This is a genomic window from Haloterrigena sp. H1 (assembly GCF_005938085.1).
Classification (GTDB): domain Archaea; phylum Halobacteriota; class Halobacteria; order Halobacteriales; family Natrialbaceae; genus Natrinema.
In genome coordinates, this window is sequence record NZ_SMZK01000001.1 from 2,844,164 (window position 1) to 2,858,844 (window position 14,681).

General features: G+C 66.3%; 10 protein-coding genes and 1 pseudogene. 7 read left to right on the plus strand and 4 right to left on the minus strand.

Features of this window, described 5'->3' with window-relative positions; genetic code table 11:
- Nucleotides 1–36: 36 nt before the first annotated feature.
- The 4 genes from thiD (at nucleotide 37) to E2L06_RS14275 (ending at nucleotide 4,651) form a co-directional block, all read left to right on the plus strand.
- Nucleotides 37–1,398, plus strand: coding sequence for a bifunctional hydroxymethylpyrimidine kinase/phosphomethylpyrimidine kinase (gene thiD / locus E2L06_RS14260; RefSeq protein ID WP_138782281.1), 1,362 nt, complete (start codon nucleotides 37–39; stop codon nucleotides 1,396–1,398).
- The gene (locus E2L06_RS14265; RefSeq protein ID WP_138782282.1) at nucleotides 1,395–2,369 is read left to right on the plus strand and encodes a TIGR03560 family F420-dependent LLM class oxidoreductase; all 975 of its coding nucleotides are present in this window, start codon (nucleotides 1,395–1,397) and stop codon (nucleotides 2,367–2,369) included. Before thiD ends, E2L06_RS14265 begins: the two co-directional genes overlap by 4 nt.
- A gap of 96 nt (nucleotides 2,370–2,465) precedes the next feature.
- A complete protein-coding gene (locus E2L06_RS14270; protein ID WP_138782283.1) occupies nucleotides 2,466–3,887 on the plus strand; it encodes an APC family permease in 1,422 nt (473 codons plus the stop codon).
- Entirely contained in the window at nucleotides 3,884–4,651 is a 768-nt protein-coding gene (locus E2L06_RS14275) for a universal stress protein (RefSeq protein ID WP_138782284.1), read from the plus strand. Before E2L06_RS14270 ends, E2L06_RS14275 begins: the two co-directional genes overlap by 4 nt.
- A 109-nt stretch (nucleotides 4,652–4,760) precedes the next feature.
- Here the strand turns inward: E2L06_RS14275 and E2L06_RS14280 are convergent, their stop codons facing one another.
- Together E2L06_RS14280 and E2L06_RS14285 are read right to left on the minus strand one after the other, a co-directional pair.
- Nucleotides 4,761–6,551, minus strand: coding sequence for a PAS domain-containing protein (locus E2L06_RS14280; RefSeq protein ID WP_171052378.1), 1,791 nt, complete (start codon nucleotides 6,549–6,551; stop codon nucleotides 4,761–4,763).
- Between the two features lie 174 nt (nucleotides 6,552–6,725).
- Entirely contained in the window at nucleotides 6,726–7,496 is a 771-nt protein-coding gene (locus E2L06_RS14285) for a universal stress protein (protein ID WP_138782286.1), read from the minus strand.
- A 105-nt stretch (nucleotides 7,497–7,601) separates the two neighbouring features.
- Between E2L06_RS14285 and E2L06_RS14290 the strand changes: the two are divergent.
- Nucleotides 7,602–7,820: pseudogene (locus E2L06_RS14290) on the plus strand (hypothetical protein).
- 384 nt (nucleotides 7,821–8,204) lie between these two features.
- Nucleotides 8,205–10,877: a DNA mismatch repair protein MutS gene (mutS, locus tag E2L06_RS14295; protein ID WP_138782287.1), complete on the plus strand. Its 2,673-nt coding sequence runs from the start codon at nucleotides 8,205–8,207 to the stop codon at nucleotides 10,875–10,877.
- Nucleotides 10,878–11,018: 141 nt separating this feature from the next.
- Here mutS and E2L06_RS14300 read toward each other — a convergent pair whose 3' ends face one another.
- Together E2L06_RS14300 and E2L06_RS14305 are read right to left on the minus strand one after the other, a co-directional pair.
- A complete protein-coding gene (locus E2L06_RS14300) occupies nucleotides 11,019–11,213 on the minus strand; it encodes a hypothetical protein (protein WP_138782288.1) in 195 nt (64 codons plus the stop codon).
- A 205-nt stretch (nucleotides 11,214–11,418) separates the two neighbouring features.
- Nucleotides 11,419–11,814: a hypothetical protein gene (locus tag E2L06_RS14305; protein ID WP_138782289.1), complete on the minus strand. Its 396-nt coding sequence runs from the start codon at nucleotides 11,812–11,814 to the stop codon at nucleotides 11,419–11,421.
- A 246-nt stretch (nucleotides 11,815–12,060) separates the two neighbouring features.
- On the opposite strand from E2L06_RS14305, the gene mutL reads away from it, so the two are divergent.
- A complete protein-coding gene (mutL, locus tag E2L06_RS14310; RefSeq protein ID WP_138782290.1) occupies nucleotides 12,061–14,202 on the plus strand; it encodes a DNA mismatch repair endonuclease MutL in 2,142 nt (713 codons plus the stop codon).
- Nucleotides 14,203–14,681: the final 479 nt, after the last annotated feature.

Genomic DNA, 14,681 nt, shown 5'->3' on the forward strand with positions numbered 1-14,681 from the left:
ATCATGGCTTAGTACAACCGCGGAATACGATGTCGTATGCGAACACCAGCACCCGAGAGCCGGCCGGTCGCGCTGACGATCGCCGGCAGCGACTCCGGCGGCGGCGCGGGCATCCAGGCCGATCTCGCGACGATGGCCGCCCACGGCGTCTTCGGGACGTCGGCGATCACCGCTGTCACGGCCCAGAATACCCGTGGCGTCGCGTCCTCGCACGTCCTGCCGATCGACGAAGTCGACGCACAACTAGAGGCCGTCACCGACGACTTCGCGGTCGGCGCGGCGAAGACGGGGATGCTCGCGACGACGGAAGTTATCGAGACCGTCGCCGACCACGCACAGGGATTCGATTTCCCGCTGGTGGTCGACCCGGTGATGGTCGCGACCTCCGGCGACCGACTGCTCGAGCCCGAAGCCGAACGGGCCTACGAAGCCCTGCTGGGCGAGGCGACCGTCGCGACGCCCAACGCCGACGAGGCCGAGGTCTTGACCGACATCGCCGTCACCGACGAGGAGACTGCCCGCGAGGCTGGCGAGGTGATCCTCGAGACGGGCGTCGACGCGGTCCTGATCAAGGGCGGCCACGTCCCCGGCGAGCAGGTACGGGATACGCTCGTCACCGACAACATCGTCCGGACGTTCGAACACCCACGCGTCGCCACCGACGCGACGCACGGCTCCGGCTGTACGCTCGCCGCGGCGATCGCGGCCCGACTCGCCAAGGGAGAGGCCCTCGAGCCCGCGGTCGGGGGTGCGACGGACTTCCTCGCCCGCGCGGTGCGGTACTACTACGACGTGGGCGAGGGTCATGGCGCGGTCAACCACATGGCCGCGCTACGAAACGAAGCTTCCCGGGAACCCACCGCCGAGATGGTCCAGGCGGTCGTCGATCGGTTCGTCGACGCCGACGTGTCGGCACTGGTTCCCGAGGTCGGCATGAACGTCGTCGGCGCGACGCCGTATGCCGACTCCGTCGCCGAGACGGCCGCCGTCGAGGGCCGGATCACCCGAACCCTCTCGGGGGTCCACCCTAACCGCGGCGTCCGATTCGGGGCCTCGAGTCACGTCGCTCGCTTCCTCCTCTCCGCACGGGAGTTCTTCCCGGACCTCCGCTTTGCGGTCAACTGCCGGTTCGACGCGGACGTCGAGGCAGCCCTCGAGGCACTCGCGTGGCCGGTTGCCGAGTACGATCGGAGCCAACAGCCCGACGAAGTCGCAGAGATCGAGGACAGCACGATGGGCTGGGGTGCCCGACAGGCCTTCGACGACCGTGACGAGCCGCCGGTCGCCGTCATCGACCGCGGCGAGGTCGGGAAAGAGGCGATCGTGAAACTCGTCGCCGCGGATCCCGAAACGCTCGTCGAGCGGGCGCTGGCGCTCGATCAGGAGGTCTCCGAATGAGCGCGGCCGACCTCGACGTCGGCGTCATCCTTCCCCAGTACGGGACCGATAGCGCGACGGTTCGAGAGACCGCACTCGAGGCCGAGCGGCTGGACTACGACGCGGTCTGGCTCGAGGACCACTTCCAGTCGTGGATCGGCGACCCGCGGCGGGCGACCCAGGAGTGCTGGACGACCCTGAGTGCCGTCGCCGAGGCGACCGACCGGATCCGGCTGGGCACCCTCGTGACGAGCCAATCTTACCGCCATCCGGCCCTGCTCGCGAAGATGGCGGCGACGGTCGATCAGATCAGCGACGGCCGGCTCGAGCTCGGCCTCGGCGGCGGCTGGTACGAGGCCGAGTACGACCGCTTTGGCTACGAGTTCCGCGAGCCACCGGCCGAACGCCTGCGCCGGCTCGCCGAAACCGTCGAGATCCTCCAGGGGCTGTGGACGAACGACACCTACAGCCACGAGGGCACACACCTCGAGATCGACCTCGAGGATGCCTTCTGTGAACCCCAGCCCGTCCAGGAACCCCATCCGCCGATCTGGATCGGTGGCGGCGGCGAGCAGTTCACGCTGCGCTACACTGCCGAGCTGGCCGACGGCTGGAACTTCGGCACGCTCGAGCCCGAGGGCTTCGCCGAGAAGCTCGACGTGCTCAGGGATCACTGCGAGAGCGAGGCCCGATACGACGAGATCCGCAAATCCGCCGAGCTATTCGTCTTCGTCGGCCAGACGACCGCCGCGGCCGAGCAAAAGCGCGAGCAGTTTCGACGGGAGTTTCTCTCCGGAGAGCCTAGCGAGCCCCGCGAGTTCTTCCTCGCGGGCTACCTCGAGACGGCCCCCACGGGAACGCCCGCGGAGGTTCGTGACCGGCTCGCCGACTACGCCGACGTTGGTATCGAGGAGGTCATGCTTGCGGTCCCGGACGCAGCCGACGAGGACGACGAGAGTCTCCGGCTACTGGCCGACGAGCTCACTGGGTAGACATGGGGTCAATTCGTTGCGGTGCCGAACGGGACGGGGTGCCAGTCGCCTGCATTCGACAGCAGAGCTATACGGCAGGCGTGAGACGCCTTTGGTATGAGTGATCCGTCGTCGGTCGGTGGGACCAACGTCGAGGGAGAGTCACCACAGCTCGAGCCGACGATCGAGACCGAGGAGGCGACGATCACCGACGACGCCGAACTCGAGCGGACGCTCGGGCTGACCGGCGGCCTCGCCATCGGGATCGGGACGATGATCGGGGCCGGAATCTTCGTGTTCCCGGGGCTGGCGGCCGGCCGAGCCGGCCCCGCCGCGGCGGGATCGTTTGCGATCGGCGCGCTCGTCGCCCTCCTGGTCGCGCTGCCGGCCTCCGAACTCGCGACGGCGATGCCAAAAAGCGGTGGCGGCTACTACTACATCTCCCGCGGACTGGGCACGCTCGCCGGGACCGTCGTCGGGCTGTCGCTGTGGTTCGGGCTGGTGTTCGCGACGGCGTTTTACCTCGTCGGCTTCGGCTACTACGCCGTCGACACGCTCGCGGAACTCGGAATCGCGGTCGGCGACGATCTCGTCATTCCGCTGGCGTTGCTGTTCGGGGCGGGCTTTACCGTGTTGAACATCACCGGAACGGAAAACGCGGCGAAACTTCAGAACGGGATCGTCGCGTTGTTGCTCTCGATACTGGCCGTCTTCCTCGGGTACGGCGGCCTCGACGCGGTGGGACTCATCGGTGATCCGTCCACGCCCGAACAGTTTGCCCCGTTCGGGGCGATGCCGGTGTTGACGACCGCGGCGCTCGTGTTCACCTCGTATCTGGGCTTCGCGCAGGTGGCGACCGTCGCCGGGGAGATGAAAGACCCCGGCCGGAACCTGCCGCTGGCGATGGTCGGCTCCGTCCTCATTGTCGGTGTCCTCTACGTGGCGACGATCTTCGTCGCGACGAGCGCGTTCGGCGGCGATCGACTCGCGGAACTCGGCGAGACAGCCATGGTCGAGGTCGGCCGCCACTACCTCGGCGCGGCCGGTGCGGTCGCGATCGTGTTCGGCGGGCTGCTCGCGACCATGTCGAGTGCGAACGCGTCAGTCCTCAGCACATCTCGAGCCATCTACGCGGTCTCGAAAGACGCCCTGTTACCGCGGCGAGCGAGCCACATCAACCTACGATACGGCACGCCACACGTCGCGCTGGGGATGGCCGGCGGGCCGATTCTCGCGCTGGTCGCGACCGGTCGCGTGGAAGTGCTCGCGGAGGTCGCCTCGTTCCTGCATCTGGTCATGTACGGGCTGATCTGTGTGGCACTACTCGCACTGCGCCGTGACGAGCCGGAGTGGTACGATCCCGACTTCCGGGCCCCCGGCTATCCCGTCGTCCCGATACTCGGCGCGCTCGCCAGTTTCGCCCTGATCGGCTTCATGCAGCGCACGTCACAGCTCATCGGCATCGCGATCATGATCGCGACCGCCGGCTGGTACGCCTACTATGCCCGCGACGTAACCCTCAAGGGGGCACTCCAATGACGCGGGTCCTCGTTCCGCTGGCGATCCTCGAGGGCGAATCGGTCTCGACCGGCCTCCCGACGCTGCTCGCGACGATGGACGTGACCGTACTGGGGTATCATGTCCTGCCCGAGCAGACGCCACCCGATCAGGCGCGACTGCAATACGAGGACAGGGCAACCGAGGCGCTCGTCGATCTCGAGGCGGCGTTCGAAGCCGCTGGCGGGAGCGCCGACCACCGCCTCGTGTTCACCCACGACCGGGAGCAGACGATCGACCGGGTCGCCGACGAAACGGCCGCCGACGCCTACGCTATCACCGGCACGACCGGCCCGGTCGATCGCCTCCTCGTGGCGCTGACCGGCGACGTCGCCGTCGACCGGATCACCAGCTTCGTCACGGAACTGATCGGCGACCGTGAGATCGGCGTCACACTCGTCCTCGCGACCGATGACGAGCGCCACGGTCAGGACGTCCTCGAGGCAGCCGCCGATCCCCTCACCGAGCGCGGTATCGACGTCGCGACCGAACTCATGGTCGACGAGCCGCCGCTCGAGGCGCTGCTCGCGGCCGCGACCGGCCACGACGCGATTGTCATGTGTGAACAGGCACCGTCGCTGCGGTCGTTCCTCCTCGGCGAGGAGGCCGAACGCGTCGCTGCCGAGTCGGTCGGGCCGGTCCTCGTCGTCCGCAGGCACCGCGACGACGCGGCGACGGCGCAGGAGAGACCGGAAGACGATTCCGCCGACCGACCCTCGCGTCCCGACGACTCGTCGAAGAGCTAATACGGTCTGCTGTCCCGATGTGCCGGTGGGACCGCAGGCTGGTCGCGGTTCCTAATGAGGTACAGGTGTCCGTATGCGACCGTCTGCCAGTCGTGTTCTCCGAGGTTGATCACTCGCCGGTCGGCAGTTCGACGACGAAGGCAGCTCCCCGAGGCTCGTTGTCATCGACGGAGACGCTGCCGCCGTAGGTGTCGACGAGCGTTGCGACGAGGTAGAGGCCGAGCCCCGTCCCGGCGCTGTCCCCGCCTTTGGTTCCCTTTCCGAAGATCTCGTCTTTCTGCTCGTCGGGGACGCCTGGCCCGTCGTCGGCGACGCGAACGACGACGCTCTCGTCGCGTTCGGTCGCGGCGACTGTCACGGTGGGCACCTCCCGATCGTTGTGTTGGATGGCGTTGGTCAACAGGTTCCGAAAGACCGAGTGGAGCATATCGTCGGCAACGACCGTCGTCCGCGGAATCGTCCCCTCGACGGTGATCGCGGCGGCCGCATGCTCCGAGCGCACTCGCTCGAGTTCGCTCTCGAGGGTACGTCGAAGGTCGACACGCGTCAGGTTTTCGTCCGTCGAGAGCATCACGTCGGACATATCGCGTGCCGTCTGTGTCAACTCGACGGCGTGAGCGGCGCTTTCCCGGATCGTCGCGAGGTACTCGCGGCCCGCATCGTCGATGTGGTCGTGGAGGAAGTCCGCGGAGGCGGTGACGAGCTGGAGATCGTTGCGGATGTCGTGGCGCAGCATCTGGTTCAACACGTCGAGGTCGTCACGCTGTTCTTTCAGCCGCTTCTCGTAGCGCTTTCGCTCCGTGATGTCCTGGACAGCCTTGTGGACGTGTTCGGCTCCCGATTCGTCCGTCGAGAGGGAAGCCGTGATCACCACGTCGATCGACTCCCCGTCGAGCGGCTCGAGTGTCACTTCGCGTTTGACGGAGGCGGCGTCGGTGTCCCGAAGCGTCTCGACGAGTTCGGCCCGCGCGTCCGGGTTCGCATAGAAGTCCGCGACACGGTACTCCTGTAGCTGCTCGGCGGAGTCGACACCCAGAAGCGACACGAGTGCAGGATTGGCGTACTCGAACGTCCCGTCGGGGGTGGGTTCGGTTCGAAACACGCCGCTGGGAACGGTCTTTAACAGGTGATCGGCGAGTTCTAACGCCTGTCTGCTCCGTTTGCGTTCCGTGATGTCTTCCTGGAACCCGACGTAGTTCGTCACCGTCCCTTCGTCGTCGCGAACCGGCGCGATCGTCACGCGGTTCCAGAACTCGGTGCCGTCACTGCGATAGTTCTTGAGTTCGACCGTGGCCGGCCGTTTGGCCGCGATCGCCTCGCGCATTTCGTCGACCGGCTCGGCCCGCGTCTCCGGGCCCTGCAGGAACCGACAGTTTCGTCCGACGGCCTCGGCAGCCGAATAACCGGTGATCTCCTCAAACATCTCGTTGACGTAAATCATCGGGTTGTCCGCTTGATCGGGATCGGTGATCGTGATCCCGATCGGAGCGGCGTCGACCGCCCGCGTTTTCAACTCGCGGTCGAGGTCGGGGTCCTGCGACCGGTCAGTCTCGTCGGCGGCCGCCGTGAGCCGTGCGAGGACGTGGTTGTCGCCATCGATCGAGATCGGCGACACGCGCACGTCGAACGGTACCACCGTGTTCGGGCCGGTTCGTAGCAGCCACGTCCTGGTCGCGATGTCGTCTCGATCGAGTGCTGGCACGGGCTCGGTTTCTGGCCCCCGAACCTCGTCTATGAGCGCCGTCACGTCACTGTCTAGAAGGGCCTCGCGCTCGCGGTCGACCAGCTCACAGACCCGTCGGTTACACTCGCGGATCCGTTCCGTGTCCGGATCGATAAGCAGGAGTCCGTCAGGGACTTCGTCGAACACCGTTTCGTATGCCGACACGGACAGGCGCATGCTCAGGGCCATGGCTGGCCGCGAGTTAACCGTTGTGCGTCTCGCCCCCGGCCGGGAATCGATTGGGTGCTGGCCCCTCAGACGGTTTGCTGTCACTGTTTACCGGCGCAACCGTAGGACGGTCACGGTTACACCGGCACTGCATTACAGCAGACCGTCTCAGTAGCCGACCGGTTAGCCGTCCTCGTCGGGTGCCGGATCCTCGTCGGACGCGGCCTCGTCCTCGAGATACTCGCCACGGATCACGAGCACCGGATCGACCGTCCGTCGCGCCAGCCGTTTGGCCCGGTCCCGGAAGACGGCCCGGCGGATCGACGGCCGACTCTCGCCGGCCACGAGGAGGTCGTGGTCGGCCGCTTTCTCGACGATCGCCGCCGTCGGTGAGTCGCCGACGACGACCGTGCTGTCGATCCGATTCGCGTCGACGCCCGCGTCGATCAGTTCCGACCGGGCCGTCTCGAGCAGTTCCGTCCCCGCCGCTCGACTCGCATCGTCCGACGCGACGTGAAAGAGGGTGAGCTCGAGATCGGTTCCGGCGAGGACCGTCGCGAGCAGTCGAGCGATGTACTCGACGTTGACGTCGCCCCGGAGTGCGACGAGTACCGTCTCGAGGACGGGTGCCGGGTTGAGCACCAGGACGGCATCACAGGCGTCCTCGACGGCGACGCGTTCGAACGTTGCCAGCCGGTCGTGGGTAAACGCCAGCCGCGACGTGACGTCACAGCCGGCGTCCTCGAAGACCGTCCGCAGTTCCTCGAGTTCGGCTCGTGCACGATCGCCGTACTGTTCGCGTGCCTGATCCGGGCCGATCTGGTCGGGTATCTCGCGATAGCCAAGTAGGACGACCGGGATCGACGCGAACGCGTCGACGATCGTTTCGGGAACGACCTCTCCCTCGAGAACGTCGACCGGGATCAGCACGCGGTGGTCGCGAGGCGCTGACATGAGGTGTCGTCCGTCGTCCTACCACGGTGAGCGGTATATACCCCCATCGGGCGTTTCAGATCAAGAACCGATAGCCCGGTTTCCGTGGGTGGGGTATCGCGACGCATGGTCGACAGTTCGTTCGACGTCGAACTCGAAGTCGGCGAAGTGATCGACACCGAACCGTTCTCCGAAGCCGAGAAGCCGAAGATGACGAAGCTCTGGATCGGTGCGGATCGCAGGATTCAAATCCGACGCGCTGACCGTCGGCGTCCCCAGCGAGGAGGATATCCCGTGCTGGTCTCGCCTGACGGCGACGTGCCGCTGGGCGGAACGTTGTACTGATTCGCCTCACGGCCTCCGTTGTAGCGGCTTAACGACCCAATAAGTATACTGTGAGGGGTCGAACGAACGACGTGGCGAGGCGGGCTGGATTCGGTCACCTCCCCTCCCCCCACCGAACCCGTCCGATCATCCGAGACATCGCCGAACCCTCGCCACCGATCGGAGCACGTCCCGACGTCTTCTGCTCCGATCGTCCACCCACCCCACACGGGCCCGTTCGGGATTGCCGGGCCGTGTCGGTTTGGCCGCTGGTTTCGGAGCGAAGTTTCGACCCGAAGAGACCTCTTCGAGAACGACATCGTCATCGATCCGATCAGGTGTCGCAGCGACCACTTTCACTACGGATCCCGCAGGGTTTTTGAGGTGGAACGATACGCATCCAGTATGACCGAGGCGACGGGGATTGTCGGAGAGTTTTTTTCCCTCAAAGAGGGAACCGACGCCGATCTACTGGCGATGCAGTGTGGCGACTTCTACGAGTTCTTCGGCGAGGATGCCGAGCGCGTCAGCGAGGAACTCGATCTCAAGGTCTCTCAGAAATCCTCCCACGGCTCGTCGTATCCGATGGCCGGTGTCCCGATCGACGATCTGACACCCTACCTCAAGGCCCTCGTCGAACGCGGCTACCGGGTCGCCGTCGCCGACCAGTACGAGACTGACTCCGGCCACGCCCGCGAGATCGTCCGCGTCGTGACCCCGGGGACCTTACTCGAGACGAGCGACGCCGACGCCCAGTATCTCGCGGCGGTCGTCGACGGCAGCGGGAGTGCCGGCGGCTCGAGCGGGAGCGAAAACGCCTATGGCCTCGCCTTTGCGGACGTGACCACCGGCCGCTTTCTGGTCGCGGAAGCAGCGGATGCCGACGACGCGTTGACGGAACTCTACCGGTTCGATCCGGTCGAGGTCCTGCCCGGACCCGAGGTGCGAACCGACGACGACCTGCTGAACCGGGTCCGCGAACGCAGCGACGCGACGCTCACCCTTCACGAGACGGAGGCGTTCGCGCCGAAACGGGCGGGCCACCAGGTTCGCGAACAGTTCGGCACGGAGACCGTCGACCGGCTGGCCGTCGACGAGCCGGCAATCGCCGCCGCCGGCGCGGTCCTCGCGTACGTCGAAGACACCGGTGCGGGCGTGCTGGCCTCCATGACCCGCATCCAGGCCCACCACGGCGACGACCACGTCACGCTGGACGCGACCACCCAACGCAACCTCGAGTTGACCGAGACCATGCAGGGCGAACGCGACGGGTCGCTGTTCGCGACGATCGACCACACCGAGACCAGTGCCGGTGGCCGCCTACTCAAAGAGTGGCTCCAGCGGCCCCGGCGATCGCTCGCGACGCTCGAGCAACGCCAGGAGTCCATCGCTGCGCTGTCGACGGCAGCGCTGACTCGCGACGAGCTCCAGGACGCGCTCGGCGAGGCCTACGATCTGGCGCGACTCGCCTCGAAGGCGACCCACGGGAGCGCTGACGCGCGGGACCTGGTCGCCGTCCGGGAGACGCTTGCGGTCCTGCCCGCAGTCGCCGAGATCGTCGAATCGAATCCGGAGCTTGCCGACTCTCCCCTCTCGGAGATCGTCGATCGACCGGGTCGCGACGCCGCCGCCGAGCTGCGGGAGACCCTCGAGGAAGCCATCGCCGCCGACCCGCCGTCGACGGTCAGGCAGGGCGAACTCCTCCAGCAGGGATACGACGACGACCTCGACGAGGTCATCGAGCGCCACGAGGCGGTCAAGGAGTGGCTCGACAGCCTCGCCGAGCGCGAGAAAGCCCAGCACGGGCTCTCACACGTCACCGTCGATCGGAACAAGACCGACGGCTACTACATCCAGGTCGGTAAGTCCGCCGCCGACGGCGTCCCCGACCACTACGAGCAGATCAAGACGCTGAAAAACTCGAAACGCTTTACGACCGACGAACTCGAGGAAAAAGAACGCGAAATCCTCAGGCTCGAGGAGCAGCGTGGCGACCTCGAGTACGAACTGTTCTGTGAGCTTCGCGAGTCGGTCGCCGCACACGCCGAACTGCTCCAGGACGTCGGCCGGGCGCTGGCGACCGTCGACGCGCTGGCGAGTCTGGCGACCCACGCCGCCGAGAACCGGTGGGTCCAGCCCGCCCTTCATCGGGGTGATCGCCTCGAGATTGACCAGGGTCGACATCCGGTCGTCGAACAGACGACGGAGTTCGTTCCCAACGACGTGCGCATGGACGAGGATCGGGGCTTTCTGGTCGTCACCGGCCCCAACATGTCCGGGAAATCGACGTACATGCGCCAGGTCGCGTGTATCGTCCTGCTGGCCCAGATCGGCAGTTTCGTTCCTGCAAAGGAGGCCGAAATCGGGCTGGTCGACGGCATCTTCACCCGCGTCGGTGCGCTGGACGAACTCGCACAGGGCCGCTCGACGTTCATGGTCGAGATGAACGAACTCTCGAACATCCTCCACACGGCGACCGAGGAGTCGCTGGTGATCTTAGACGAGGTCGGCCGCGGGACCGCGACCTACGATGGGATTTCGATCGCGTGGGCCGCGACGGAGTATCTCCACAACGAGGTCAAAGCCAAGACCCTCTTTGCGACCCACTACCACGAACTGACCGGGCTCGCGGAGAACCTCCCCCGCGTAGCGAACGTCCACATCGCGGCTGACGAACGCGACGGCGACGTGACGTTCCTCCGGACGGTGCGGGACGGCCCCACGGACCGCAGCTACGGAATCCACGTCGCCGACCTCGCAGGCGTGCCGGGTCCGGTCGTCGACCGGGCTCGAGACGTCTTGACACGGCTGCGCGAGGAGAAAGCCATCGAGGCCAAGGGTGGGGCCTCGAGCGAGCCCGTCCAGGCCGTCTTCGATCTCGGCAGCGGAACGATGCAAACGCAGGGGCAGGCCGCGTCGACTGACGGCGGTCCGACGGAGACCGACGCGGGCGAGCAGTCGCTCGATCCCGACACAGAGGCTGTCCTCGAGGACCTCGAGTCGATCGACGTCAACACGACGCCGCCGATCGAACTCGTCTCGAAGGTCCAAGAGTTACAGGAACGGCTCGAAGAGTGAGTGGGGTCGGATGACGCGTCGGTCAGAGGCTGCAGTCAGTAACTCGATACTAGTTCCACTGACTCGGTGAGACGAGCCGTCAGCATCGCCGAGAGCATCGCAGTCGCTCGAGACGGCTGATATCGGACCAGACGGCTTCTGTCAGCACAGCTCGCCCAAGTCCCGCCACTCGGAGAGGTCATGGAGGTCGACTTCGATCTCGAGGCCGCAGCCCTCGCAGTGAAACGCGACCTTTCGATACCCTGGTTGGAACTCCGCGGACTCGCCGTGGTCGTCGCACTCGATTCGAATTCCGCGTTCCTTCCCATCGGGTACTTCGACGGTATAGTTGCTCATGGTTCTGAAACACTCCTCCGGATTCGACGTCGGTATCGAACACCGGACGGCTCTTAGCTCTTTCACCGGTTCGCGGTTCCGGGTTCGACCCGTCGGGGTGCCCGCCTCGGCTACCCGCGAACGGAACCGGCCGACTCCGGCTCGTCGTCGCGGATCGGGCTTTGGAGTTGGCGGTCACTGGACTCCGAGCGGCGACGGTGGGCCGTCAGCGACCGCCGTCGAGTACAGTCAGGAGGGCGAGTGCCGGGCGCTCGCCGTAGTATCGACCGTCGACCACGCGTTTCGCGTGGGGTCGAATCGCCGCCACTGCGTCCGGACGGTCCCTCGCAAGCTGCAGACAGACGCGGAACGCTACCTCGAGAGCGCTGTCGTCGTCCTCGAGCTCGGCGTGTCCCGTCCGATCGACCCGCGCTCGGTCGTCGATCGCCGAGGGGCCGGCGAGGGCCGCGACCAGCGACTCCAGCGAGTCGGCGTGCGTCGCGACCGCTGCCGGACGGACCCGTGCAAGAGACTCGAGGAATCGAAGCGCTGCGATCCGCAATTCCCGGTCCGCGAGCGCGTCGACGGCGGCCGAAACGTGTGGCGTCGTCACGTCGGGCATCGACTCGGCCAGCGACCGGAGTGTCAAGAGCGCTCCCTCACGACCGGTTGCCTGACCCGACAGTCGAGCGGCAACCGTTTCGACGTGGGGACAGACGAGCGCCGGATAGACGTCCGCCGCGGACGCTAGTAACGTAGTGAACGTGCGACGCTGCGAATTCGACCGCAGAAGTGGACAGACTGATACGACGACGGACCGTACGCGACGAGCAACTGAGAGCGGACCCGCGATACGAGATCGACCACGATGACAGGAAACACCGACATTCACCAGCTAGACGAGGACACCGTCGCCCGGATCGCCGCCGGCGAAGTCGTCGAACGACCTGCCAGCGCCGTCAAGGAACTGGTCGAGAACAGCTTGGACGCCGACGCCTCGAGCGTCGACGTCACCGTCGAGGACGGCGGCACCGAGTTGATCCGTGTCGCCGACGACGGCCACGGGATGAGCGAGGCGGATCTCCGGGCGGCCGTCCGCGAGCACACGACGAGCAAGATCGACGGGCTCGAAGACCTCGAATCGGGCGTCGCCACCCTCGGCTTCCGCGGCGAGGCCCTGCACACGATCGGCTCGGTGTCGCGGTTGACGATCCGCTCGCGGCCCCGCGATTCCGAGGGTGCAGGGACGGAACTCGTCTACGAGGGCGGCGACGTGACGAGCGTCGAGCCGACGGGCTGTCCCGCGGGGGCGATCGTCGAGGTCGACGACCTCTTTTATAACACGCCCGCCCGGCGGAAATTCCTGAAGACGACGGCGACGGAGTTCGCCCACGTCAACCGCGTCGTCACGCGCTATGCGCTCGCGAACCCCGACGTGGCCGTCTCGTTGACCCACGACGGCCGCGAGGTGTTCGCGACGACCGGCCAGGGCGATCTGCAGGCTGCCGTGCTGTCGGTCTACGGTCGCGAGGTTGCCTCGTCGATGATTCCCGTCGAGGCCGACAGCGACGCCCTCCCACCGGGGCCGCTCGAGTCCGTCTCCGGGCTCGTCTCCCATCCCGAAACGAATCGCTCGAGTCGGGACTACCTCGCGACGTACGTCAACGGCCGAGCCGTAACTGCCGACGCCGTCCGCGAGGGAATCATGGGCGCGTACGGCACGCAACTGGGTGGCGGCCGCTACCCCTTCGTCACGCTCTTTCTCGAGGCCCCCGGCGACGCGGTCGACGTGAACGTCCATCCGCGAAAGCGCGAGGTCAGATTCGACGACGACGACGCAGTCCGCCGGCAAGTCGATTCAGCCGTCGAGTCGGCGCTGCTCGAGGCCGGCCTGCTGCGCTCGCGAGCGCCACGGGGCCGGTCGGCACCGGGCGAGGCGCGAATCGAACCGGGTCGTGATCGCAGCGCCGGGACCGAGACGCCCGAGCACGAGCCGACGACGCTCGAGGAGAGTACCGATGCGGCCACGCCGTCCGACGGAGCGGACGCCGACGAGAGCGACCCGGCAGACTCGGCGGCGGACGACGCGCCATCGACTACCGATCCCGCAAACGCGAGCGTCGGTGGGGCGGCCGACTCGAGCGGGGCCGACACCGCCGACACCGAGCGCGCGTCGCGTTCGAAGGCGGACGTGAGTGAACCGGACGGGACGTCGACGACCACGGCGGAGACAAGCGCCGATCCGGATCGCAGAACGGACGGCGAGACCGCGGCCGGTGCGATGGCAACCGACTCGAAGGGCGATCGCGACACGCCATCCCCCACAGAGCGTGCGTTCAGAGCCGCCACCGAACAGCGGACGCTGACCGGCGAGGCCGCGACGGGCGAGGAAACCGAGTTCGACTCCCTGCCGTCGCTGCGCGTGCTCGGCCAACTCCACGACACCTATCTGGTCTGTGAGGCGCCCGATGGACTCGTCTTGATCGACCAGCACGCCGCCGACGAGCGAGTCAACTACGAACGCCTGCAAGAGGCGTTCGCCGACGATCCGACCGCGCAGGCGCTCGCTGAGCCTGTCGAACTCGAGTTGACCGCTGCGGAGGCCGAAGCCTTCACCCACTACCGCGAGGCGCTCTCGCGGCTTGGGTTCTACGCCGATCGGGTCGACGACCGGACGGTCGCCGTGACGACCGTCCCTGCAGTGCTCGAGGAGACGCTCGAGCCGGACCGACTGCGGGACGTGCTCACCTCCTTTGTCGACGGCGATCACGCGGCGGGAGCCGAGACGGTCGATGCGCTGGCCGATCAGTTCCTCGGCGATCTGGCCTGTTATCCCTCGATCACGGGGAACACGTCGTTGACCGAGGGGTCGGTGGTCGATCTGCTCGAGGCGTTAGACGACTGCGAGAACCCCTATTCCTGCCCGCACGGGCGGCCGGTGATCGTCCAGTTCGACGAAGCCGAGCTCGAAGCGCGGTTCGAGCGGGACTATCCCGGTCACGGCGGGTAGGAACTCGAGACCCACGAACGAGTCGTCCGTTCTTGCTGACAGCTCCACAGCCACCGACGAGCGCTCGATAGCGGCGGTGAGAGCGAGTGCGTTCGAAGGGAGAAGCTGGCGGAGCCACAGGTGCGACCGACGAGGGGTGCCCGCCCGGTCGAGGTACCGCTCGCAGTGGGAAAGTGACGGTCTTCGACGACGGGTAACGGCCGATCGATAGCCCGACACGATCTTCCGAGGAGCAGATATTATCAGCTAGTTTTGATAATATGTATATTATCCCTTATGATTTTGGCTGCACCGTCAGAAAAAGAGAGATCGGTTAAATCATCGGCTAGCGTTCATTAGAATCCACGCTACCGGTCGAAGCAGCTATCGTATCGACTTCATGCGAATTTTGAACGTGAGAGGAACTAGCACGACAGGAGATGACTGTGGTATATGCTATGTTCCGACGTATTATTGAGTGGTATGAATTGATAAATCGT

Excerpts from the sequence above, each read along its gene's own strand:
- thiD (WP_138782281.1), top strand. The coding sequence starts at position 37 with ATGCGAACACCAGCACCCGAGAGCCGGCCGGTCGCGCTGACGATCGCC.
- E2L06_RS14265 (WP_138782282.1), top strand. The coding sequence starts at position 1,395 with ATGAGCGCGGCCGACCTCGACGTCGGCGTCATCCTTCCCCAGTACGGG.
- E2L06_RS14270 (WP_138782283.1), top strand. The coding sequence starts at position 2,466 with ATGAGTGATCCGTCGTCGGTCGGTGGGACCAACGTCGAGGGAGAGTCA.
- E2L06_RS14275 (WP_138782284.1), top strand. The coding sequence starts at position 3,884 with ATGACGCGGGTCCTCGTTCCGCTGGCGATCCTCGAGGGCGAATCGGTC.
- E2L06_RS14280 (WP_171052378.1), bottom strand. The coding sequence starts at position 6,551 with ATGCGCCTGTCCGTGTCGGCATACGAAACGGTGTTCGACGAAGTCCCT.
- E2L06_RS14285 (WP_138782286.1), bottom strand. The coding sequence starts at position 7,496 with ATGTCAGCGCCTCGCGACCACCGCGTGCTGATCCCGGTCGACGTTCTC.
- mutS (WP_138782287.1), top strand. The coding sequence starts at position 8,205 with ATGACCGAGGCGACGGGGATTGTCGGAGAGTTTTTTTCCCTCAAAGAG.
- E2L06_RS14300 (WP_138782288.1), bottom strand. The coding sequence starts at position 11,213 with ATGAGCAACTATACCGTCGAAGTACCCGATGGGAAGGAACGCGGAATT.
- E2L06_RS14305 (WP_138782289.1), bottom strand. The coding sequence starts at position 11,814 with ATGCCCGACGTGACGACGCCACACGTTTCGGCCGCCGTCGACGCGCTC.
- mutL (WP_138782290.1), top strand. The coding sequence starts at position 12,061 with ATGACAGGAAACACCGACATTCACCAGCTAGACGAGGACACCGTCGCC.